The sequence below is a fragment of the Kiritimatiellales bacterium genome, assembly GCA_041656295.1.
Classification (GTDB): domain Bacteria; phylum Verrucomicrobiota; class Kiritimatiellia; order Kiritimatiellales; family Tichowtungiaceae; genus Tichowtungia.
This window is the reverse complement of sequence record JBBADV010000004.1, coordinates 119,926-143,706: the sequence shown is the minus strand read 5'-3', so window position 1 is coordinate 143,706 and position 23,781 is coordinate 119,926. Positions and strand designations below refer to the sequence as shown.

The window sequence follows — 23,781 nt, the reverse complement described above, 5'->3', positions numbered from 1 at the left end:
TATCACTCTCATTGTAATCTCATTTGAATATGAAAATTTTTACAGCCAAGGGTGAACAGAGCCGAAAACGTATTTTGAATGAAGCGATCCGGGTTTTCGCAAAAAAAGGATTTGCCGGGGCCAGCGTGGACGAAATTGTTGATGCTGTTAAGGTAAATAAACGCATGGTGTATCACTATTTCGGCAACAAAGAAACGCTGTTTCAAACGGCGCTGGCCACGGTATACGGCAAACTTGAAGCGCTTGAAATCCAGACATTGCATCCGGAAGAACCGATTGAAAAAATTATCGGCGGCATTGTTTCAGCATACTTTTCATTCCTTCAGGATAATCCTGAATTCGTTCATCTGCTTCTCTGGGAAAATCTGAACCGCGGTGGACATCTCGACAGTATGGCGGTGCCGTTAAATAAAGATCCCATGCTGAATCTGCTGGTAGAGGCGATCACCATCAGCAAAAAAAACGGAACCGTCAGAAAAGATGTCGACCCAAAGTTTTTACTAATAAGTTTGATCGGCAACTGTATGGTGTATTGTTCCAATCGGTATACCCTTTCCCACGCACTGCGGATTGATCTGCATGATCCGAAAATATTAAACCGCGCTAAGAAAACTGTGATTCAGCTTTTAATCAACGGTATAATACCGGATGGCAAGAACTAACCGTATAGTTATATTTTTGATTACATCGATTCGTTGATGCGATACATGGTCGGCATGGAATCGTTGTGTGAGCTTTATCGTACCGGCACCGGACCGTCCAGCAGTCACACGATGGGACCGCGCATTGCGGCCTCAACATTTCTGGGAAAACATCCGTCCGCCGCACGCTACCGGATTACCCTTTACGGCAGTCTGGCGAGTACCGGGCGCGGACATCCGCCGGACGCCACGCTGAAGCAGCCTTTGCTGATCATTTAATAAAAATTATCTAAAAACCGGAAGTTGTGCCGCCGTTTCATCCGAACGGAATGAAATTTGAAGCGGTGCGGGCTGCCGGGTGTCGAAAGTGAATGGACTGCCTATAGTGTCGACGACGGAAAAATTACTGATGAACAACACGCCGCGCAGGAAAAACATATTTATCCGTTCATCACATTTGATGAAACCCGTGCCTATTTAAAACGAAGCGGAAAGGCTCTCTGGGAATATGTGCTGGAAATCGAGCTGGATTTAATGCCGTTCATCACGAATGTTTACACCGCGATGAACCAAAGTATAGAACACGGCTCCATTTTGACGATGTTCTGCCCGGCGGATTAAATGTCGCACGCAAAGCCCCAGCCCTTTTCCGAAAAGCAAAACTGAGCGGACATTTCAACCGCCGTACCGCGTTTTTATCAGCCTACGCACACGCGGTACCCGAAGAAAATGCCGCCGGCGGAATTATTATCACTGCACCGACCTGGGTGTACTCCCAGCAGTACTGTATTATTTAAAAGAAGAATTCCGGTGCGACAATTCAGAAATACTGAAAGCATTGATGACAGCCGGGCTGATCGGAAATTTTACTAAATAGTCGACGCTGAAAAATTGACTTGATGCAATGTTCTCAAGGGTGATGTTGTTTTTTTAGTGGAAGTTTCTGCCAGGGTTTTATGGCTTTGTGATAAAAACCTTGCAATTATTCTCCCATGAAAGCTGCTAAAATTGCTCATACCCCGCAGGGCAATCTGTTCCGTATGGAACTGGTTTGCATCGTTGATCCGCACCATGCGCTAGTGCGCCTGAGTCAGACGGTGGACTGGGCGCGTTTTGAGGAGGCGTTCGGCAATATGTCGCCGCCTGAAAACCGCCTTTTTCAGCGGCGACTGTTTATTATTATACGCCGGCTGTATTCCGGCGGGCTTCAAGTCCTTTCCGGATTTCGTAAGCGCGCTTTTCAGTCAACGGATAGAGACGCATCAGAATGAATCCAACGACGATGACAAGCGCCGGAACGGCAGTAAACAGAATCCGCATGGTTAAAATTGCCGCCGGTGTCTGCTGTGCGCCGAGCGCAGCGTTGAAGCCTGACCATTTTAAAATAAAGCCGGACAGAACCAGCGCGAGCGCAACGCCCATTTTAAATGTCCAGCTGTAGATTGCACTGAACATACCTTCGCGGCGCGTTCCGGTTTTCAGTTCATCCAGATCAACCACATCAGGAAGCATCGCGTTAATCAGCGTCCACACACCGGCCATGCCGGCGGCCATAACGAGCGACGGAATGAAAATTAAATGCGGATTCGCCGGCGAAAAGCAGAACCATTTTGACAGCGTGCCGAAGAACGCCAAAATCATTGCGCCGAGCATGGTGGCACGCTTACCAATCCGCTTGGAGATCCAAGTCAGCACCGGAATTGCGGCAATGGTTCCGATCTGATATCCATAGCCCATAAAGGCGAGTGCACGCCCGGATTCAATGCCTTTGTTGCCGCCGAAAACATGGTATACGCCGACATAATAACCGAGATGATTGACCATCGTCAGTCCCATCAGCATAAATACTGTCACGCCGATCAGCAGAAGAAACGGAACGTGCCGCATCGTTTCTTTTACACTGAGTGCAATTGATGTTTTATTCTGTTTTTTCCCCACCGCTATCAAGGAAGGATGTTCGCGGGATGTGAGTGCCGGAATTAATGTGATTAGAAAAACCAATATGCCGACCGCGATGCCGACATACTGCATTCCTTCCGCGCGATCCGCCCAGCGCGTCAGACTCGTTGCCCAGAACAGACTGGAAACAACAAACCCGCCGAATTGTGCCATCACGGAACGGTATGCAACCACGCTGGTACGTTCATGATAATCCGGCGAAAGTTCCATTCCCAATGCAATATACGGAACAGAAAAAACGGTGAATCCGACATAAAATATAAGCGATGAAAGCAGGAGCCAGAAAATATAAAAACTTTCAGACATTCCACGGGGGAACAACCAGATTGCGGCGAATGAAATGCCGCAGAGGAGCGCTGACAGTGTAATCCACGGGACCCGGCGCCCCCAGCGCGACCGGGTATTATCGGAAATATTCCCCATGATCGGATCGGTCACCGCATCCCATATTCGTGAAACGCCGAGAATTGTTCCGATCCAGCGCGGGTCAACGCCGAGACAGTCGTTGAACACAGGATTGGCCATCTGTGACAGTGTATTCGCCTGAATATTATACGAAAGCATACCGGAGCCGTACCCGACTTTTCTCCAGAAAGAAACTTTATCTCCCGATCCAGTCTTATTCATTTTTCACCTCATTCCCAAATTTTCTGTCAGGGTCAATTCCGCGTTTTTAAAGCCCGTCTATACTTAAAAATCTGCGATTGATTTTCCGAAACTCCGGCTTTTCAAGCTGAAGATATGCATTGCCGGCCGGGCGCGGAGAAAGATCGTTTAGAAATATCCCGAAGTTGCTCTCTTTATCATCCGGTGCAGTTCCCTTATTTCTCAGATTATACCAGAAAATTTTCTCAACTTTCGGGTGCCGCACCAGAACAGAATACAAATCGATCAGATATTTTTTCTGGGCATCCTCGGAATAGCCTCTGCCGTTTTTTAAAAAAGTGCTCATTCCTATTTCTGTAAGCCACAGAGGTTTATGCCCGTGTCCGTTTTTCTTCATGACATTATAAAACCGGTTGACTCGATAGATGGCGTCTTCCACCGTTTCTGTGTACATGTGCTGGCTGAAAATATCGATATATTCTCCGGCGCCGCGATCAAACATCTTCTGCAGCCACTGCTGTTCAATTCCCGGGCCGGCAAGTACACCGTCAGAGGAGAGCCCGCCATGAAGGATCTGTATTTCCGGATTGATTTCTTTTAAAATTACCGTCGCCCGCCGCAGCGATTCGGCGTATTCATCCACGGTCCCGTTCCAGAAGTGCCAGTCCGGCTCATTTAAAATCTCCCAATAGCAGGTGCGGTTTCCGTAACGCTCTCCGAGAAAGCGCACAATATTCTCCCAATCAACCAGGTCTTTCGGAGGATAATTCCAGAACGGGGCTTCGGTGGAGGAAGATGCCCATCCGGCGGTACCGCCAATTTGTATATAATACCGGATTCCGGCAGCATCCAGCCGGTCCATAATTTTTTCAAGCCGCGCCAAATACTGCTGATTATAACTTCCCTTCTGCGGTTCAATTTCGCCCCAGCCCATGGTAATACGCACCCACTGCGTCGGACTGCTCTCAAGAATATCCAGTGCTTCATCTGCTTCACTGTCCGTAAATGCACCCCAGCCGGCGGGACGACCGGCAGGAGCATTAAGCCGGTCAATGTGATGGCACATGGCAATCGGCTCAAATAAAGGATCGGCAACCGTTTCCAACCGGTTGGTTCCATACAGCTCGTCTGTGGTCAGTCGCGGAAGCTCACAAAGAACCGCTTTTTTAATGCCGGCGTTTAATTCACCTCCTGCGAGTACGCGAACTTTATATATTTCTCCGTCCGGCAGCAGAAATGTGGTTTCAACCCGGTTCGCCCCGCCGGTCGTATCCAGTTTATAAACTCTGGTCCAGTGATTTTGGCTTACCCGGTTCGGCACCAGCCGCACGGTCAGCGAAGCATTTGTTCCGGCAGACTTCACATCCCAGTCAATAGCCAGTCCGTATCGTCCTCCGCCGTTCAGTGAACAATTGAATAACGGCATATTTACTGTTTGAGCAGACGAATTCAGCAGTATATTCCCAACCTGTTCAACACTCTTTGCATTCGCATTGAAAAACAGACCCAGGATAAGAATCCATTGCATCATTTTCTCCTTTTTAACTGCCGGTCTCATCTTCATCATTTTTTCCTTTTATCCGAGCGATGGCTGAAAACCGGTTGATATGACGGAGCCCGGCTGCGTGTGATTACACTCGACGCTCAATCCGGCGGCATCAACGTTCATATTCCGGCACGCATCCAGGACAATATTCGCCGGGAGCCGTCCGGCAGCCGGATATGAATGCGAGAGCGTCACCGTATTATTGTTAAACGTTAAGCCGTCGACGGAACGGGCATAAAGAATTCCGGTATCGAAAGTGCAGAATGAATTATTTTCAATACGGATATTCCGGTGAAAACATTCCGGATTTTTCCACGGATCGGCAATTTCCGGATCAATATCAATCACCGCTTTGCCCCATTCCGCCGGACCGTAGCAGCAGTCGCCGAATTCATTATTACGAATTACCACATCACGCACTGCGCCGGATTCGAACCAGTAATTTGCATCGCCGCTGATCTTAATTCCGGCGCCGGACGATCCGATCCGGTTGTTTTCAATCACAACATTTCCCGGCGTTGAAATCAAACAGCCGCGCGCACGGTTATTTCTGCCGGTACAGCCCGCAATCCGCACATCCGGCGTCCAGCTCATATTTTCCAGCACATGATATTCTTTTAATTCCGGCGGCAGATCATTCTCAAAACGTATAATTGAATAGCGCGAATTAATCCGTTCAATGTTTTGAACTGTATTCGAGGCATACGCCAGCAGCGTCACGTTATCGGAAATATTCATCCGGTCGCCGGGAAATCCGATGTCTGTGCCGTGCTGTTCATGGTGCACAAGTTCGGTAATCACTGTGCGCCGGTCGATGATTTTTTTGATGCGCGTGTTAATTCCATGAACATTGATAAAATCATCCATCTGGTTCGAAAAAAAACAGTCCTCAATTCTGATCAGTCCGCGGCAGTTCACAAAATGCGTTGCATCGACCGTTACCGAAAAAAAGCGTCCGCTGCCGGCAGCCGGACGGACAGAACTGTTTTTCAAGTGAATATTTTCGCAAAACTGCGCAATTAATCCCATCCCGCCGGCATGATTCAATTCGACATTTTCGATACAGATATTCCGGCTCTGCCGGAGATGAATTCCGGGACAGAGGCGCGGATAATGACGCAGCAGCAGAACATTGCCGGCGTTCGCGCGGCGCTGAAACGGCGCATTCAGCCGAATCGTCTGTTCATCAAGCTGAACCGCGCGAAACTGCGCCGGCGGAATATACCCGCCGAGCGAATCACCGCTCAAATATGCCGGGCCGCCGGTGTTTGAATCCATTTCAAAAACACCTTCATTGATTGAATGCGACCAGCCTTCGCCGTCAAATATGATCGTTTCATTTTCGATATGGTACGGGTACCGTTCCCGGTCAATTTTCAGCTCAATGCCGTTTTCATCCACGCCGGAAATTATTCCCTGCGAATAAAACGGACGCTGCCAGTCGACAGAGAAATTCTTCAGCGTAATTGCTGACGATTGTTCAATTACAAACGGAATGATTTCGCCGTGAAAGATAAACTTTGCACCGCCGCCGTTAATTATAATATTTTTCTTGCCGGTGACCGGAAATGCGACGCGTTTTAAACCATGCCGATTATTTGAAATATAATAATAGCGTTCAAATGCAAAATCCGGATAAAAATGGAATTCTCTGCCGGAAAAATAAACTTCCAGATTATCGCCGCCATGCATCAAGGCAGCAAAAATTTCCGGCACGGCATCCGCAGTATTTTTAATTTCAAACCGGGTCATCTGCAAAGTTCCATTAGCAGTTCCCGGTTATAAAAGGACCGCACCGGCCCGTTCAGCAGCGGATCGCCGGTTTCTTTCATCCAGCTGATCAATTTTTCTTTCAACTGTTTTTCAACGTCCGTCTGTTCCGGCATTCCGCTGAGGTTATTCTGTTCCCACGGATCTGCACTCAAATCATACAGTTCATATCGCGGACGCAGCTCCATATATTTTTCAACCGCGGTCCGGTAAATCTCACCCTGCTGAACATCTGACGGTGCGTCGTATGCAACATTCAATTCAAAATTAATAATGTATTTATAACGTTCTGTGCGAATGCAGCGGATCGGATCGTAATCGCGGTGATATGTTTTTTCGGCGAAGATTTCTTCTCGCGGCTGATGCGCCCTGCCGGTAAGTTGCGGCATAAAACTTCTGCCCTGCACATTTGCCGGAACCGGAAGGTTTGCCCATTCAAGAAGTGACGGAAAATAATCAACATTCGAGATCAGATTTGAATACCGGATATTTTCCGGCACACCGCCGCCCCATAAAATCAACGGCGTTTCAATTCCGGCGTCGTACAGCGTACATTTCGCGCGCGGCATGGCGAGGCCGTGATCGGAGGTGAACAGCACCACGGTATTTTCTTTGAGTCCGTGCGCCTCCAGGCTGTCGAGCAGTTTTCCAACGGCTTCATCCATCTGTTTAATGCAACCCTGTACCGCGCCGAATTCTTTTTCCGCCGCCGTGCGCTGCTCCGGCGTTTCCTGCGGAATATACGGCGGAATCCAGCATCCTTTCTCGGTGTCCGGCACACAACCGGCAAAATCAAACGGACGGTGCGGTTCAAAAATTCCGGCATACATAAAAAACGGTGTGTCAGAATTTTGAATCCGGCCGAAATAAAAATCTGCGCGCGCCGCCAGATCCGGTGCACTTGGATGTGTTGCGTTTTGATTTACATCAGAACTCAATTCAAATTGATTGCCGTCACGCACGACCGTTGTCTGATAGCCGACATTATTAATTCGGTTGTTCTCGTGCCAGTTGCCGAGCAGGCAGGTATCGTAACCGTTTTCTTTGAACACCTGCGCGAGATGTTTTTCATTGGCATTCAGCCGCCATAAAAAATCGGCGTGTGTTAATCCCATTACACCGTTGCAATGCGGATAGCGTCCGGTAAAAATCGCGGCGCGTGACGGCGAACATCCCGGCGACGTACAGAAGTTTTTTTCAAACAGCGTTCCCCGGGCTGCCATCCGCTCAAGGTTTGGTGTATTTACAGTTTTTACGCCGTACGGGCCGATGTGCTGTCCGAGATCATGTGCGACAATCAAAAGGATATTTTTACGTTGTTTCATAGTAAATTTAATATGTATTATGGCGACCTATTACACCAATTATTGAGCCGAAGTCAACCTGTATCTGACGAAAATATGATCCCGGTTCAGCGGATACTTCCGGCAACGGTGACATACGGCTTCAGCAGTTGAAGCTGCGGCGTTTTGGAATTAAACAGTGCGTCCAGCCCTTTATCCGCCAGTTCGGAATACCGGAAACCGGTGGTGGAAAGCGGCGGATTGGTGTATTGCGTATATTCGTAGGCGCCCTCGCCAATCACCGCGACATCGTCCGGCACCGCAATGCCGGCTTCCGCTAATGCGCGTAACGCTGCAAATGCCGATGCCGAATTGCTGAAAATCAATCCGTCTGTTTTTTTGATTTTCGCGGCGTTCTGTTTAATCAACCGGTAGCCCGATTCGTGCGCGCCGAGATTCCGGTCCGCCGCCGAATCCATGAATGACAGCAGCGACCGGCTGGAAAGTCCGGCCTCGCGCAGCGCGCGTTTAATGCCGGATTTCTGCAAGCCGTGAATGCTGAAAAACTGATGTGTATCCGTTTGAACATACGCCAGTTTTTGACAGCCATGATCCAGCAGCGTTTTCGCCATCAGAAAACCGCTCTGTTCAAAATCCGGCGTAATCGACCGCGTATTCGGGAACTCGGAAAGATTTTCCACACCGCTGTCCAGCAGAACCACCGGCAGATTCAGCGTGTTCAGCATATCGAGATGGCCATAAAAAAGGTCTTCCATTCCTTTCAGCAGAATTCCGGCGACGCCCTGCTGTTTTTTAATAAACTTCACCAGCGACTCCAGCGAATCGGCGGAGTTCACTTTATAATTGAGCAGATTAAATTTTTTAATCCGGCACAAGCGCTCAATTTCATGCACCACCTGCCAGGTGGTTGCCGAAAAATAATCTTTATAGGCCATCACCACAGAACGGTCAAAGCCGGCGTTTTTATGTTCCGTCAATACTTCGCCCTCATGCGCCTTAATGAAACAGCCCTGACCGGAACGGACCTCAACCAACCCCTGAGAAATGACGTGCTGATACGCCTTATTGATCGTGACGATTGAAAATCCGAACTGCCGGCGCAGTTCGCGAACCGACGGAAGTTTGTCGCCGATTTTTCCGGTGCGGATTTTCTCCAGCACATAATCGTAAATTTTTCCATACGGCAGCCGCTGCTCAGACATATACTTCCTTCTGCTTAGTTTCAGAAAAAGTATGCAAGTGAACTGAAACAGTCAAATTGATAAACCGGACACGCACCGAAAAACAAAACCGGACACAGCACTGCTGTGTCCGGCATAACTCTCGTGTACAGTGCCGTTATGTTCTAAACCGGCGGAACAGCAGCAGCGCTGCCGCCGAAATTGAAACCAGCCCGGCAGTCGCCGGTTCCGGAACCGGAGTGATCACAAACCGGACCGGACCGATGCCGATATCACCATCACCAGTTACGCCAATTGTAATCGGCGCAGGATCTGAACCGCCGGTAAATACCGGAGTTGAAAGTTCAACATCACCACTGCCATTGCGAACATACCCGGGATTTGTATTCGTCACGCCGTTAATTGAATAGTTGCCGTTGGAATTTGCATAACCGGTTGTGAAAGCATCCATCTGGAATGTATATCCAGTAGGCAGACCGGTTAAATCCCAGTCGAACGTAATTGTTTCGTCGCGGCTGATACGGAGACGTTCCCCCGCTGCTTCTGCGGATGTTGAATAAGTATTAACTCCAAATCTTCCAGTTGGATGAATTCCGAAAGAATCTCCGTTGCTCGTCATTTTCAATGAAAACGAGGTATTAAATAACGCCGAGTCCGCAATCGTTTCGGCAACAGCGGCGACACCGCCGGCTACGCTTGTAAAAAACTGATCAGCGGTGCCGGCGGATACAGTGATATTACCGGAACCATCGATCGTGAAATCGAATTCCCACACTGAGCCGGCGCTCGCAATATTTGCAGCCCCGCCTGTTAACGTTAAATAAAGATCCGCATGTATTATCCCGCTGCACAATACGATTATCCCAACGACACTCATCCATTTCTTTCTCATAATGCCGACTCCTTTTGTTTTTTGAACAGTTCCCATAACTGCTCATTTTTAATATTTGTATATCAGCGACCTATTACAGTCAATTACTTTTCTCAATTATTTTACTGCTGATCGTGACAGTTGAGGAACCGAATTGCCGGTACAGCTCATGAACCGGCGGAGGTCTGTCACAGGTTGTCCGGTACGCCAACTGCGTAAACCTGACATCTGCCGGAAAAACAAAACCGGGCGCATGACAGCGCCCGGTATATCCTTTCCATTTCGGTGCGGTTATTTTTTAAGCCGGCGGAACAGCAGCAGCACCGCCGTCGAAATTGAAACCAGTCCGGCAGTCGCCGGCTCCGGGATCGGAACAATTGAGAACACGATCGAGCCGGGCGCGATGTCGCCGCCATTCACCGCACCGATTGTAATCGGCGCAGGATTTGAGCCTCCGGTAAACGCCGGCGTCGTCGAAAGATAAATAATATCCTTATTGTTCTTCACGAACCCGGCATCCGTTACGCCGTTAACCGAATAATTCCCGTTCGAATTTGCATAACCGGTTTCCAGTCCTGTCATCTGGAAGGTGTATCCGGTTGGCAGACCGGTTAAATCCCAGTCAAAATAGATCAATTCTCCGGAGGATTCGTCAATACGGTAACGATTTCCGGTGGCTTCTGCAGTCGTCGAAAAAGAATTAACGCCGAACCGTCCAAAGGTTGCATTATTTGTATGAAATCCGAAAGAATCTCCGTTGTTCGTCATTTGCAATGAAAACGAGGTGTTAAACAGCGCTGTATCCGTAACCATTCCGACAACGGCGGCGGCGCCGTCAGCTACGCTTGTAAAAAACTGATCAGCTGCGCCGGCGGATACAGTCACATTTCCTGAACCGTCGATCGTGAATTCGAATTCCCACACGCTTCCGGCATTAAGAGCTTGTGCAGTCCCCGTTAAACGTAAAGCAAGATCCGCATGTATGACTCCGCTCCACAATGCGATTATTCCAATGATACTCATCCATTTCTTTCTCATAATACCAGCTCCTTTTGTTTTTTAAACAGTTCCCATAACTGCTTGTTTTATATCTTTGTATATCAGCGACCTATTACAGTCAATATTTTTTTATTTTTATTTCCTCAAAATTCACGAACATACATCTGTCAGGTTTCAGCGTGGAAACCGCCGGATTCTGCTGTCCGCCGGCACTCAGGGTGAAGAAATAAGGATTAAACTGATCTTTGCTGACGAAGTGAGTGTAAATCGAATCGGGCCGACACCGATATCACCGCCGTCAACTATACCGACATTAATCGGCGCAGGATCTGAACCGCCATTAAATACCGGAGTTGAAAGCTCAACATCACCACTGCCATTGCGAACATACCCGGGATTTGTATTCGCCACACCATTAATTGAATAATTGCCGGCAGCATTGGCATAACCAATGCTTAATGCATCCATCTGGAATGTATACCCGGCAGGCAGACCGGTTAAATCCCAGTCAAACATAATTGTTTCGTCGCGGCTGATACGAAGACGATCTCCCGCTGCCTCTGCAGATGTTGAATAAGTATTAACTCCGAATCTTCCGGTCGGATGAATTCCGAAAGAATCTCCGTTGCTCGTCATTTTCAACGAAAACGAGGTATTAAATAACGCTGCGTTCGTAACCGTTCCGACAACAGCGGCGGCACCGCCGGCCACGCTTGTAAAAAACTGATCAGCGGCGCCGGCGGATACAGTGATATTACCGGAACCATCGATCGTGAAATCGAATTCCCACACTGAGCCGGCGCTCGCAATATTTGCAGCCCCGCCTGTTAACGTTAAATAAAAATCCGCATGTGTTACTGCACTCCATAATGCGACCAACCCGACAACACTCATCCATTTCTTTCTCATAATGCCGACTCCTTTTTGCTTTTTAAACAGTTCCCATAACTGTTTGTTTTATATTTTTGCATATCAGTGACCTATTACGGTAAATAAATTTTTTACGGTTTTTGCACATCCAATTTTTCACATCTGGAGCGATCACAAAACCGGCGACCTTTAATTTTTTACGGCAGAACGTCTTTCATTTCGGTTCCGATTCGCAGATCACCAAACTCCGCGGTGCCGCCGGCGTTCAGCACCAGCGTTTGAATCTGCGCGCGGGAAACCGAATCGAAACCGGAATCGGCCAGAACTGTGCCGGCGGCAGGATCTGATTCACCGGCAGGGTCAACCCACACACTCAGCCGTTCCGCATTTTTTTCTGCATTGAATTCCAGCTTTCCAACGATCCGGTGTGCTTTCCCCTGCGTATAGTTTCCGAACGGTTTCTGTCCGCTGCCGCCGATTGCTCCCATAAATGTTTTTCCGGTAACGCCGATTGACGCGACCAGTTCGGCTTCCGAGCGCAAATCGAATTTTGCAGTATACACACCATCCTTTTCGCCGGTCACGCAGCACAGGAAGCTGAAATAAACGGTCTGATTTTTTTCTGTTGCCGGAAAATTCCGACGGTGGCTGGAGGAGATATTCTCCGCCCTGACCCGCCCGTTATTGGCAATAAACTGCATCGGCGGTTCGTTCCAGCCCCAGCTCCAGCCAAAACCGGCTCGATTTCCTCCGAGCGGTCCGGAATACGGAAAATCATCAGCGGCAATCATTTTAGCATAACCGGTACTGCCGGAAAGCAGGATTCCCGTCACGATAAGTATGATCCGTTTTTTCTTCATGCTGTTCTCCTTCTTGTTAGTTTTCTACAACCTGCCAAACGGCAAATTCATCTGCCGGAACTGCCACCGAAACTGCTTCGTTCATCAGCGCTGCGCCGGAAAAAGAAACTTCGCCGGTATTTGCAGTGATGTTTTTCAGTGTCACGGTTCCGGCGCCGGCAAAAAGTCCAAGACAAAGTTCTATGTGCGGCACACCGGTTTGATTATATGCGATTAAAAGATTCCCTTCCGGATAGTAATAAACAAATCCGCCGGCGGTTTTACAATCCAGCAGCTGCAGCCGTCCGGATTTTCCGGCGGCATGAAACATCAGCCGTTTAAAAAAATCGAAGCCCGGTTCCGTGGCAGGAACACCGGAAAGATACCACGCGGTACCGGCGCCGGAATTCCGGCGCGTAAACAGCGCCTGAGTCGCCGCCGTGTCCAGCCGTTCCGCTGCCGGCAGTGCCGTCATTTTTGAATTATACAGCGCACTGCCGATCTGCGTTTCCATGCCGAGTTCCGCCGCGATCTGCGGTTTTAAATTCAGTATCGGCCAGGCCGCATTCGGCACCGGAGAAATAAACCGGCGGATTGCATCTTCGCCGTTAAAAATTTTCAGTGCCGCCCGCTCCGTTGCGGCGCCGTTATATGCAACGCCGAGCAGGTTCGACAGTACGCACACACCGCCGGTAACGCCGGGAGCGTCGATGCCGATAAATGCGCCGCCGGAATTTACAAACGCTTCAATCGCCGCCGCCGCCGCCGGCGTCCATTCCTCGCCGCCGCTCCAGGCGCTGCCCGCTTCGCCGGCATTAATTAAAACATCAATATCCGCCGGAATTCCGGCGGCGAGAATCTCATCAAAACTGAGCCACTGCACATCCACCGGCAGATCGGTTAATCTCTTCCACAGCCGCTGTGACCAGTTCATTGTAAATTCGCGCGGCCAGGCGCGCAGTGCGCCGTAGGAATTGAGCACACCGATTTTCAGATCATGTACGTACGCTTTTTTTCCGTTGAGCAGACGATATAAAAAATTAAACTCGGCAAACCGCGCGGTCATATAATCTTCAAAGCCGGGTTCTTCATTCATCAGCCTGACGACCGGCGGACCGCCGAGACTGATGCCTTCCGGGAATTCCCGCAGCGCCGCCCGCAGAAACGCCGCCCAGTCTGCGGCGAACCGGTTGATTCCATTGCCCGGTTCAACTTCCCAGAATCCAATGCGCGAACTGCGGCGCACACGGTGGTCCACCGTCATCAACCGGCGAACGTCCTGCGGAACAGAAACGGCCGTAACAATTTCGTCAAAACCAGCGGAAATAAAATCCGGAGATGACGGTTCAAGGCCGACCCACGAATCGCCCCAGAACATCCGGACGCGGACATTGCGGCGGTGCTGATGAAATCCGGCGGTAAAACGCGGCGCAAAATCCTGTGCAACTTCACGTTGAAGTTCCAGCAATTCCAGATAACCGGCATGCTTTTCGTCGTTCGTTGAGCGAACCACACCGAAATCAAACAGGCTGTTCAGATCAAAGGTTTTGTTAAAGCGCGCTTCATAACGCTCAATAAAGCTGCGTCCGAGAATCATGCAGGGTCCATACCAGTCACGGAACGCGCCGGTGGGATAAAGCTGATTGAAAAAATAAAATGCAAACTGAGTCGGGCGAACCATGGACGCGACATCAAGATCAAGAATGCGCTGATAATCGTTGAGCACGATCTGTTGCGCATTGGTTGAAAACATATCCAGCCGGATGCCGGTGTCTTCATCCACAATCGAAAAACCGGCGCTGTATTCACTGCCGGCAGCGGCGGAAAAAATTTCAATGGTGCCGTCTGTATAACCCCATCCGTCCGCCGGAATTTCTGTGCGCGCCGTTCTGTTCCATACTTTCCAGTATGGACGAAAAAACAGATCCTCTTCCAGCCGGTACGATTCGGGATATCCGTCCAGTAAATTCACAATGAGCGCGCCGGAATTTGCGGCGGTTACCGGTTTCGATGCAATGAAACGGCGCGGCCGGTATTGCGGATATAAGACCGGCCAGTCCGCATTGTTCAGCACTTTATAGGTTTGCATCGCCGTAAGCCCAGCTTCTTCTACAGCTTTGGACCCCGCCCGCGCGATCATCCAGACGGTGTTTCCGCCGGCGGCGATGATGCGCGCCGGTTCAAGCGGCGCAGTGCCAAGGTTCCACATCAATGTTGTCATTGGTCCGGCGTCCGGCGCCACGCGGAAAAATTCTTTTTCCTTCAACCGGTTTGTAACGGAAAGTTCCGCGCCGTTTCCGGCGAGCAGATTGCCGACGCGCGTCCACGCGCCGGAATTTAAATCGGATGAAGATGAAACCGAATAAAGCTGTCCCGTTGCGCCAGTCCATGAAATCACAACATTTGTTTGCGCCGGAGAAATGGTCAGTGTTGCATCCGAAAAATTATAATTAAAATAAAGGAGCAGAACCGCGACGATCCATTTGAATCTGTATATTCCGGAATTCATTATTACCTCATTCATTAATCATCTGATTCCGTCGAAAACTTAGGGCGCAATATTTTTGCGTATTCAGGCATCTCCATTCCGTCAACGCAAAGCGCGCCGGGCTTCCATGAAAAGCGTTTGTTCATTTTATCTTTTGCTTGAGAAATTTTTTCCTTAAATCCGGCGGCGCCTGCCAAATTATTCTGTTCCAAAGGATCCGCAGCCAAATCATAAACTTCCCACCGGTTTTCTTTACTGCTGTAAATATATTTATAATTCCCTGAAACCAGCATGTCTTCCCACAATCGGGAGTAGGCTTCGTTTTTCCAGTTTTTCGCGTTCCCGCAAAGTAATTCTTTCAGGCTTTCGCCCTGCATTCCGGAAACAGAATTTTTGAGTCCGGCCAAATCCAGCAGCGTCGGCATAATGTCAATCAATTCGACGATTTCCTGAACATTACGTTCAGGCTTTATGTCAGGCAGCCATTTTTCGGGAACAGAAATAATCAGCGGAATCCGGGCAGAACCGTCGTACATACAGCTTTTGAAAAAACGTCCCCGTTCCCCCAGCATATTTCCATGGTCGGAAGTGAAAACAATAATTGTATCCTCTTCCATGCCGCGCTGTTTTAATTCGTTCAGAATCAGTCCGATCTGATCATCTACAAATGTAATACTTGCCAAGTAGCTCTGTGTTAAATCGCGCAGCATGTCTTTATTTGCAATGTGCTGCCGCTGCTGATTGCGCGGCATTCCAGGGCGGGCGTTAATAATCTCTTGCGGAATTTCTGGTAGAGGAATTTCTTTATCCCGGTACATTGAAAAATACGGTTCAGGAAGAACGTACGGCGAATGCGGACGGTTAAATGATGTAAAAAGAAACCATGGCCGGCCGGTATTCTGCCGCCGGATAAACTCAACGGCATATCTTCCGATCCATGATGTTTCGTAATCCGCAATATCATGCGCATATTCCCCGTAATCACGGCCAAGCGGATCGCTCGCATAAATCTGACTTCCGGGTTTTCGTGAATACCGGTTCTTCACCGGATCGCCGTATTTCTGTGTTATAAAAAAGTCATAACTGTTTTCAAATTGCGTACCTTCATTTCGATAAGAATAAAATTCATCAAAGCCGTAGTCCGGTCCTTTAGGCTGAAAATGAAGTTTCCCTGAAATTGCAGTTTTATAACCGAAATACTGAAAAATTGACGGAAGAAAAATTTCACCGGCGTTAACATTGTGCTTGTTTGAAAGAACGCCATGCACCGGTGTGTACCGTGACGTAAATAATGAATTCCGCGCCGGAACACAGACCGGAGAAGCACTGTAGGCCCGGCTGAAACGAACGCTGTTTTCTGCTAAACGGTCAAGATTGGGAGTTTTTACCACCGGATGCCCGGCGCAGCTCATGGCATCCCAGCGCATTTCATCAACCATCAGAAACAGAACATTCGGCCGCGGCTTTTCTGCGGCTTTTGCCGCACTGAAAATTGAAACAAAACAAACTGCACGCGAGACTCCGCAGTTTAATACCGTCATCAAATTTTTTATTATGCTTCTTTTCATTAATCAAACATCTTTCATCGATTTAACTGCTCAGCAATAAAGTCTGCACACTGTTTTACGATTTCCGGTTTCACTGGAACCGGATTGTATTCAGCATCTTTTTTCCAGCCATGTCCTGCATTTGCTACAGTAAGAAACCGGAACGAAGCGGTGACTTCTTCTGCGCGGCTCTGCATCAATTCCATTTGCCGGTATGAAATCGTCCGGTCCGTATCGCCGAGAGCAAACATCATCGGCGGTGAATCTTTCTTCATATACAGAACCGGACTGATCTCCTGTTTTATCCGGATAACTTCTTCCGGCGAAGTGCCTGCGATGAAAATACGGTTTCGCCAGCGATGATGATAGGCCGCGTCTGAGGCCAGATCAAATAACTGATAATGTACAAAGTCCGACGGACCAAACCACGAAATTCCGGCGGCGGGCTGAACGGAATGCGGCAGAAGAGATGGATCGCCAGGAAAAGATTCCGGCGGACTCAGTGCTGTCATTTGTGCCAGATGACCTCCGGCGGATCCGCCCCAGACCGCAATCCGTTCTGAATCAAAACTGTATTTTTCCGCATTTTTTACGAGGAACCGGATACTGTCCTTACAATTGGTAACACAGTCGTGGATAAGAACATTATCGGGATCAAAGTTGCACAGACGATAGCCGACCGATACAACCGCAAATCCTCTACCGGTCATCTCCTCTAAAACTAATGTGTCAATATCTTCTTTTGCACCCAGCTGCCATCCACCGCCATGAAACCAGACAATAACCGGCACCGGTTTTTGTGCATTTTCATTTGGCATGTAAATACCTATCAGGCCGAACCAGTCATTCGTCTGTTTATACAGAACATTCCGGTAAACCGGCGCAGAACGGGGATATGAACGGATGTTTATCGTTAATCGTTCAAGCCGGTCGGCCTGCCAGACATCAATTTTCGTTTGAAAAGATGATGTATCCTCGACCGTATCAGAAAAGGCGGCAAAACTTTTCAGTACAGCCATAAGTAACATTATGTTTGCCGTTTTTTTCATTTCAGTTTTTCTTTTTGAAATTCAGCTAAACTCCCCGCGGTAAACCACGGGGTATTTCCGCTGATTTTTGAGAAACCGGCAGGCAATGCTACTTTTGATAAACGGCCTGTTCTTCTTTAGTCAGAATTCCGTCTTTATTTGCATCCATCATCTCGAACTTTGCTTCCGCTTTTTCTTTGCTGAAATTCCAGCCTTTTTTCTGCGCCAGTCTTTCGGCAAACCGGAGATATTCTTCTTTGGTCATTCCTTCAACTTGATCGGCCGATGCAAAACCGGCGGCCAATAAAACGATACCTGCTATAGCGACTAACCTTTTCATCTGCTTCCGTCTCCTTTCTGTTGCTGTGTTCATTTCTGCGGACCGGATAATCCGCGAAATACCGGTTCAATCATTTCCTTTTCCAGTTCATCCCACAGTGCTTTAAGCTGGTCCACTTTTTCCGGATACTGATTGATTAAATCTATTTTTTCTCCGATATCGTTCGATAAATTCATCAACTGAACCGCCGGTCCGGTTTTTACCAACTTCAAATCATCATAACGAATGGCATACCGGTCCTGATCAAACTTGCGCCACCACAGCATCCGGTGCGGACGTTCATTATTTTTTCCGGCGACATACGGAACCAGATTTACACCGTCCAGCGGCCGGTCGGCGGACGGCGCTGCGCCCGCAGCCGCAACCATTGTCGCCGCAATGTCCAGCGACGAAACCGGCAGTTCATACACTTTATTTTCCGGCAGAACTCCGGGCCAGCTCATCAAAAACGGAACCCGCACACCGCCGTCGTACAAACTGCTTTTCCCGCCGCGCAACGGCTGATTGTTCGATCCGTTGTTCCATGCACCGCCGTTATCCGACAGGAAAAAAATCAGGGTATTCTGTTTAAGATTCAACTCGTCAAGCAGGCTGAGAATTTCGCCGACACCGTCATCCACTGCACTGAGCATTGCGGCATACGTGCGGCGGTTTTTATCCTGAATATCCTGATGCCGCGACAGATATTTTTCAGTCGCTTCCAGCGGAGTATGCGGCGCGTTATATGCAAGGTACAAAAAGAACGGCGTATCTTTGCTGTCCCGGATAAACTGCAGCGCTTCACGCGTCAGAATATCCGTCAGATATCCGGTTTCTTCCGCCGGTTCTCCGTTGCGTTCCAGCGGTGTTAAATACTCGGAACTGCCGGAATTCTTCCGCAGCGCTGCATATTCCGCCGGAAAATAACGGTGTCCACCGCCGGTGAATCCGTAAAAATAATCAAACCCGCGCCGGTTTGGATGAAACTGCGGATGATCGCCAAGATGCCATTTACCGACCGCGCCGGTACGATATCCGGCAGACTTCATCAAATCGCCCAGCGTGTTTTCGCTCAACGGCAGGCCGATCGTCGGATCGGTCCGGTCATACGCCGGATTGCGTTCAAATCCGAACCGCTGCGGAATCCGTCCGGTCATTAAACCGGCGCGGCTCGGGCCGCAAACCGGGTATGTCACATACGCTTCCGTAAAGCGCACGCCTTCTTTCGCCATACCGTCCAGAAAGGGTGTTTTAATATCGCTGCTGCCTTGAAAACCGGTATCGGCATAGCCCTGATCGTCCGTCAGAATAATTACAATATTCGGCACCGAAATTTTTTCCGCATGAATTGTTCCGGAAAAAGAAAACGCAATTCCGGCGGTCAGCAGATTTTTGTTGATCATAATTTTTCTCCTGCAAATTAATATGCCCGGATTTCAAAAATACGCGCGGACGCATCGCCGCCGGTTTTCGTAACCAGCACGCGAAGGCGATCGGTTGTTACCGGATCAAGCTGATGAATGCGCAAACGCTGAATATTTCCGCGCTCCGCAGCAATCGTCTGCCACGAATGATTAATCCACGCCTGAAGTTCATAATCGCTGACGCGCTCAGGAATTCCTGGATTATCGACGTACTGCCAGCGGTCAAGGTTTGTATCAAATATCAGACGCACTTCTTTGATTTCCTGCGGTTTTTCCCAAGCCAGCTGAACCCACTGCGGCAGCGGCTGAGCCGGATCCGACGACCACATATTTACCGAGCCGTCCGGCAGACAGCGGGTCAGTCCGTTAATCACATTTTCCGCCGAAAAGTCATAATCCCATTGCAGCGCCGGTTGCGCAAAGAATGCCGGAAGTGTTTTGTCCTCATACACTTCTTCGCCTTTGTATGAGAAAAACGAACACATCTGCGGCGGATTTGACTGGCTTTGCAGCCAGTAGACCTTCGCGGCCGAACCCGATTTTTCTGAAAACCGCATGACCAGAAATTTTCCGGCGATGTTCTGATTCACTTCCACCGGCAATATTCCGCTGAAATTCGCCGGAATTGTAACCGGGATTTTTACCGCCGCCTTTATATTTTTAAAATCGCGGAACTGCAGCGATGCATGAATATTAAGAAAAACTTCGCAGTCTGTTTTCTGCGTGTTTTCAACATAGAAATTCAGCGTACCGATCTTCTGCTGTTTTCCCACCGGACACATCACCCACCGCGCGCACAGCGGCAGTGTTTTTACGCCTTTCTGCAGCGTTCCCGGACGCCGGTAATAATCCGCATCAATTTCCCACACATCCTGTACGCTGGATGCGGTGCAAACCGCGTTGCGCGCCAGATCCGCCGGATCTTCATTTTTAAGCGCCGGAATATATTGATCATCACGCAGCAGACGCTGCTGCAGCTCATGGATATGATCGCGGCCGACATCCCGCGGAGTGATTCCGCGTCCGGCAGCCATCGCCGCCGCCGTTCCGGCGGCCTGGCCGGTCGTTGCGCAGGTCATCATAATCCGTGTGGTTCCCAGCGCATAATGCGACACGCTAATGCATCGTCCGGCCATTAAGAGATTTGTAATATTTTTTGAATACAAACACCTGAACGGAATTCCGCCGCCCATCGGCACTCTGTAATTGCACTCAAAAGGTCCCTCGGTGGAAAAAATTCCTAACGGATGGTGCACATCCACATACCAGCCGTAATGCGTAATTGAATCTTCAAACCAGCGCGCGCCCAGAACATCATTAAGATTTAATACATAGTCTCCCTCCAGGCGGCGTGATTCGCGCCGGCCTAAAAACACGCCGACATTATCTACATCATATTTCTCCGCCTTTAATTTTTCCGGCCACCGGTTTTTTAAAAAATCCACATAGCCGAAAGAAATTCGAATCAGATAATCGCGCGCCTCTTCCGCCTGCCAGAGATCATCAGTATCGCCGGGATATTCGATCCACCAGTAGCGCATTCCCAGCCCGGCAATAGGACGGGAAAAACCTTTCGGAAGCTGTGCTGCCCACGGTTTCGGCGTGAATTGAACCGGCGATCCTGTATTTCTTAACAGCGGCCCGCCTTCACTGTTCAGACAGGCGCTCATGGTGATATTATCCGCCAGTTCCGGCGCAACAGCTTCATTAAATTCTGATCTGGCTTCACGTCCCAGCCGGAAATCAGCGCTGGCATAATATCCGACCCAGCCGTCACCCGTACAATCAATAAACAGCGCTCCATAAAATTCAAAGCGACGTCCGTCCAGCGTATGTACCGCTTTCACGCCTTTAATGACTTCATCGGATGTCATCAATACACCATCCACCCGCATATTTAAAAACACGGTCAGATTCGTTTCGGCATCCGCAAGCTGCTGAAACGCCGGGCTGAATCCGCCGCTTGTGCTGATGGCGTGCATCATTACGGCCTCATTAATAATTCCGCCTTCACGCATGTGCGCGTTTTTGGAACCGGCGCCGTTCATACGGACTGCAAATTCGTAACCGCTGTTTCCTCCCAGTACGGGACGGTCCTGAATCAGCGCAGTTCTGGCGCCGTGCCGTGCCGCCGCAATCGCGGCCGACGTTCCGGCGGGTCCGCCGCCGATAACGATCACATCAAATCCGTCAAAAATTTCCGGTTGCAAATCCAACCCTGTATATTTCGCGCGCGCATCCGCCAGCGCTTCAAACGGCGGCGGAACAAATGCCGGATCCAGCGTCAGAACCAGCGCGTCGCAGCGGCCGTAATATCCGGTCTGATCCATCAGGCGGAGTCCGGTTTCGCCTGCCGTTAAATCATACGACCCGCCGTTCTGCCACACCCATTCTTCACCGGGATCATTGCCCAGAAGTCCGCTGATTTTTTCTCCGACCTGAACCTTGAATGTTCCGGGCGCGAACCCGGCATCCCAGTTTCTTGAGCGCACCCATAATGTATACGATCCCGGTTTTTTCACTGAGATTGTTGTAACCGCATCTTTAACCGGCGTGCCGGTTCCGCCGGCGAGAAGATATCCTGAACCCATCAGGTGAATAAACTGCGTATCGTGATACCAGCCGCCGTAATCTGAAAAATCCTCCGCATCAATCCAGATGGTTCCGGGAACAACCTCTTCCAGCACCGGCCGGCTGTTTTTTTGCAACGCCTGCGACACAAACGGAGCGGGATACTGCCCAAACGCTCCGTTCAAAAAAGTTAACAGGCTGAGCATATATGTAATAATAATTTTTTTCTGATTCACTGGGTTCCTCCATTCTTTATTTTGTCAAATCGAGCAGTTCTTCAAAGCGGGCTTCATGATTCAGCGCCGGCGGGGATACCGTTTCAAGCCACGCATGCAATTCACTTCTCATCCGCCATGTTTTTTCCGGAAATTCCTCTGTCACATTTTTCAACAGCATCGGATCGGCAGTGAATCCAAACAGCTCTTCCTGCGCCGGAATTCCGGCGGGGAATTTTTTATATAACCCGGGCACCGTTGCAGTGCGAACCAGCAAAACATCGTCCGTTGTAATTAATGCGCCGAACAGCGGACAGCGCGTCGAGTCCTGCCGGTTCCGTTCGCCAAGTTCATAGCCGTACGACCAGCGCGTGGAGTGCAGGCCTGCCGCCGGCAGAATTGCGCGCGGTGTTGACTCGGCCTGCTCCGCTAAAAACGGACGCAGCGATTTCCCGTCAATATTTTCCGGCAGAGCAATTCCGACGGCATCCATAAACGTCGGAAAAATATCGATGAGTGAAACGACGCCGGCGGTGGTTCCGCGCCGGGTGACGCTGGCGCCGGAAATGATGAGCGGCACGCGCAGTCCGCCGATCCAGCCGGTGCCTTTGCCGCCTTTGAACGGCGCGTTGTACGGCGGCATATTGATCGGCTGACCGTTGTCCGTTGAAAAAACAAACAGTGTATTATCGAACTGTCCATTCTGTTTCAGCAGATCGCCGATTTTTTTCAGAAAATCATCCACAGCACGCAGGTGCCCGGCGAACTGATCGGTAAAACGAATGCCGGAATTAAAGTGGTCGGTATAATGATCCGGCGGCGGATCAAGCGGTCCGTGGTTCGACATTGGACTGTAATATAACACGAACGGTTTGCTGTTTTTTACAGCGTTGCCAGCGAATGCCAGTGCTTTTTCATTAAACAGATCCGTCAGAAATTCGCCGGCGGGGCGTTTCGGAACGGCACTGCGGTTTTCCCAAAGATCGGCGGATTCGTAATAGGTGGTTGCATAAGAGTTGTAACCGAAATAATAGGTGAAGCCTTGATCGAGCGGATGATCACCGGCAATCGCCGACGATTTAAAGCCCGGCGTACCGGCGGCGGCAGGATCATTCCGCGCGATGTGCCATTTGCCGACCACCCCGCATTCATAACCCGCCTGTTTGAGCGGCTGCGTCAGACACGGAAAGGTTTTCAACAGACCGGTCTGTTCAATATCCGCGTTATCATAGATGCGCCAGCGCTGTTGAAACGTTCCGGTTAAAAGTCCGGCACGTGACGGTCCGCAGATAGACGCCGTTGCAAACGCGCGGTCAAACACCACGCCGTTATCCGCCAGTGCTGCGAGCGCCGGCATCGCCTCTTGCGCCGTTAAAATATGCCGTTCCAGATCAACTCCGGCGGCTTTGCCTTTCCACTGCCGGTACAGTTCGACAATTTCAGGCTCTATGTTTTCCGGCGTCAGCCGTTTTGCATACGGCGGAATCCAGCCGGGACCGACATCGTCCAGCAGCACAAACACAAAATTCGGCCGGCTGTTTTCCGCCGCACCGAGCAGTCCTCCGGCGAGCGCAAGTGTTGATGTGATGAGCGATTTTTTCAT

Annotated in this window: 19 protein-coding genes; 3 read left to right on the top strand and 16 right to left on the bottom strand. The window is 49.7% G+C overall.

Going from position 1 to position 23,781, the window contains the following annotated elements:
• Positions 1–29: 29 nt before the first annotated feature.
• The 3 genes from WC959_03950 to WC959_03940 are packed head-to-tail and all read left to right on the top strand — an operon-like array spanning position 30 to position 1,262.
• Complete coding sequence (locus WC959_03950) at positions 30–662, top strand: TetR/AcrR family transcriptional regulator (protein MFA5688284.1); 633 nt, start codon at positions 30–32, stop codon at positions 660–662.
• Positions 663–698: 36 nt separating this feature from the next.
• Positions 699–920 (top strand): serine dehydratase beta chain, encoded by a 222-nt coding sequence (locus WC959_03945; protein ID MFA5688283.1) that lies wholly within the window; start codon positions 699–701, stop codon positions 918–920.
• A 57-nt stretch (positions 921–977) separates the two neighbouring features.
• Positions 978–1,262, top strand: coding sequence for a hypothetical protein (locus WC959_03940; GenBank protein ID MFA5688282.1), 285 nt, complete (start codon positions 978–980; stop codon positions 1,260–1,262).
• Between the two features lie 558 nt (positions 1,263–1,820).
• Here the strand turns inward: WC959_03940 and WC959_03935 are convergent.
• The 16 genes from WC959_03935 to WC959_03860 form a co-directional block, all read right to left on the bottom strand.
• On the bottom strand, positions 1,821–3,227 hold the full coding sequence (locus tag WC959_03935) for an MFS transporter (GenBank protein MFA5688281.1): 1,407 nt from the start codon (positions 3,225–3,227) through the stop codon (positions 1,821–1,823).
• Between the two features lie 46 nt (positions 3,228–3,273).
• Positions 3,274–4,773, bottom strand: coding sequence for a glycosyl hydrolase (locus tag WC959_03930; protein ID MFA5688280.1), 1,500 nt, complete (start codon positions 4,771–4,773; stop codon positions 3,274–3,276).
• A 9-nt stretch (positions 4,774–4,782) separates the two neighbouring features.
• The gene (locus WC959_03925) at positions 4,783–6,504 is read right to left on the bottom strand and encodes a hypothetical protein (protein MFA5688279.1); all 1,722 of its coding nucleotides are present in this window, start codon (positions 6,502–6,504) and stop codon (positions 4,783–4,785) included.
• Positions 6,501–7,847, bottom strand: coding sequence for a sulfatase (locus WC959_03920; GenBank protein MFA5688278.1), 1,347 nt, complete (start codon positions 7,845–7,847; stop codon positions 6,501–6,503). Before WC959_03920 ends, WC959_03925 begins: the two co-directional genes overlap by 4 nt.
• 86 nt (positions 7,848–7,933) lie before the next feature.
• The gene (locus WC959_03915; GenBank protein ID MFA5688277.1) at positions 7,934–9,028 is read right to left on the bottom strand and encodes a GntR family transcriptional regulator; all 1,095 of its coding nucleotides are present in this window, start codon (positions 9,026–9,028) and stop codon (positions 7,934–7,936) included.
• 136 nt (positions 9,029–9,164) lie between these two features.
• Positions 9,165–9,899 carry a PEP-CTERM sorting domain-containing protein gene (locus tag WC959_03910; protein MFA5688276.1) on the bottom strand — a complete coding sequence of 245 codons (735 nt, stop codon included), beginning with the start codon at positions 9,897–9,899 and terminating at the stop codon, positions 9,165–9,167.
• Positions 9,900–10,169: 270 nt separating this feature from the next.
• Positions 10,170–10,916 (bottom strand): PEP-CTERM sorting domain-containing protein, encoded by a 747-nt coding sequence (locus tag WC959_03905; GenBank protein MFA5688275.1) that lies wholly within the window; start codon positions 10,914–10,916, stop codon positions 10,170–10,172.
• 174 nt (positions 10,917–11,090) lie between these two features.
• Entirely contained in the window at positions 11,091–11,786 is a 696-nt protein-coding gene (locus WC959_03900; protein ID MFA5688274.1) for a hypothetical protein, read from the bottom strand.
• Between the two features lie 158 nt (positions 11,787–11,944).
• On the bottom strand, positions 11,945–12,607 hold the full coding sequence (locus WC959_03895; protein MFA5688273.1) for a hypothetical protein: 663 nt from the start codon (positions 12,605–12,607) through the stop codon (positions 11,945–11,947).
• Positions 12,608–12,623: 16 nt separating this feature from the next.
• Entirely contained in the window at positions 12,624–15,095 is a 2,472-nt protein-coding gene (locus tag WC959_03890; GenBank protein ID MFA5688272.1) for a 1,3-beta-galactosyl-N-acetylhexosamine phosphorylase N-terminal domain-containing protein, read from the bottom strand.
• A 14-nt stretch (positions 15,096–15,109) separates the two neighbouring features.
• Positions 15,110–16,642 (bottom strand): sulfatase-like hydrolase/transferase, encoded by a 1,533-nt coding sequence (locus WC959_03885; protein MFA5688271.1) that lies wholly within the window; start codon positions 16,640–16,642, stop codon positions 15,110–15,112.
• 14 nt (positions 16,643–16,656) lie between these two features.
• Complete coding sequence (locus WC959_03880) at positions 16,657–17,640, bottom strand: alpha/beta hydrolase (GenBank protein MFA5688270.1); 984 nt, start codon at positions 17,638–17,640, stop codon at positions 16,657–16,659.
• A gap of 118 nt (positions 17,641–17,758) precedes the next feature.
• Positions 17,759–17,989 carry a hypothetical protein gene (locus WC959_03875; protein ID MFA5688269.1) on the bottom strand — a complete coding sequence of 77 codons (231 nt, stop codon included), beginning with the start codon at positions 17,987–17,989 and terminating at the stop codon, positions 17,759–17,761.
• Between the two features lie 29 nt (positions 17,990–18,018).
• On the bottom strand, positions 18,019–19,371 hold the full coding sequence (locus tag WC959_03870) for a sulfatase-like hydrolase/transferase (GenBank protein ID MFA5688268.1): 1,353 nt from the start codon (positions 19,369–19,371) through the stop codon (positions 18,019–18,021).
• A 17-nt stretch (positions 19,372–19,388) separates the two neighbouring features.
• A complete protein-coding gene (locus WC959_03865; GenBank protein ID MFA5688267.1) occupies positions 19,389–22,199 on the bottom strand; it encodes an FAD-dependent oxidoreductase in 2,811 nt (936 codons plus the stop codon).
• Positions 22,200–22,215: 16 nt separating this feature from the next.
• Complete coding sequence (locus tag WC959_03860) at positions 22,216–23,781, bottom strand: sulfatase-like hydrolase/transferase (GenBank protein ID MFA5688266.1); 1,566 nt, start codon at positions 23,779–23,781, stop codon at positions 22,216–22,218.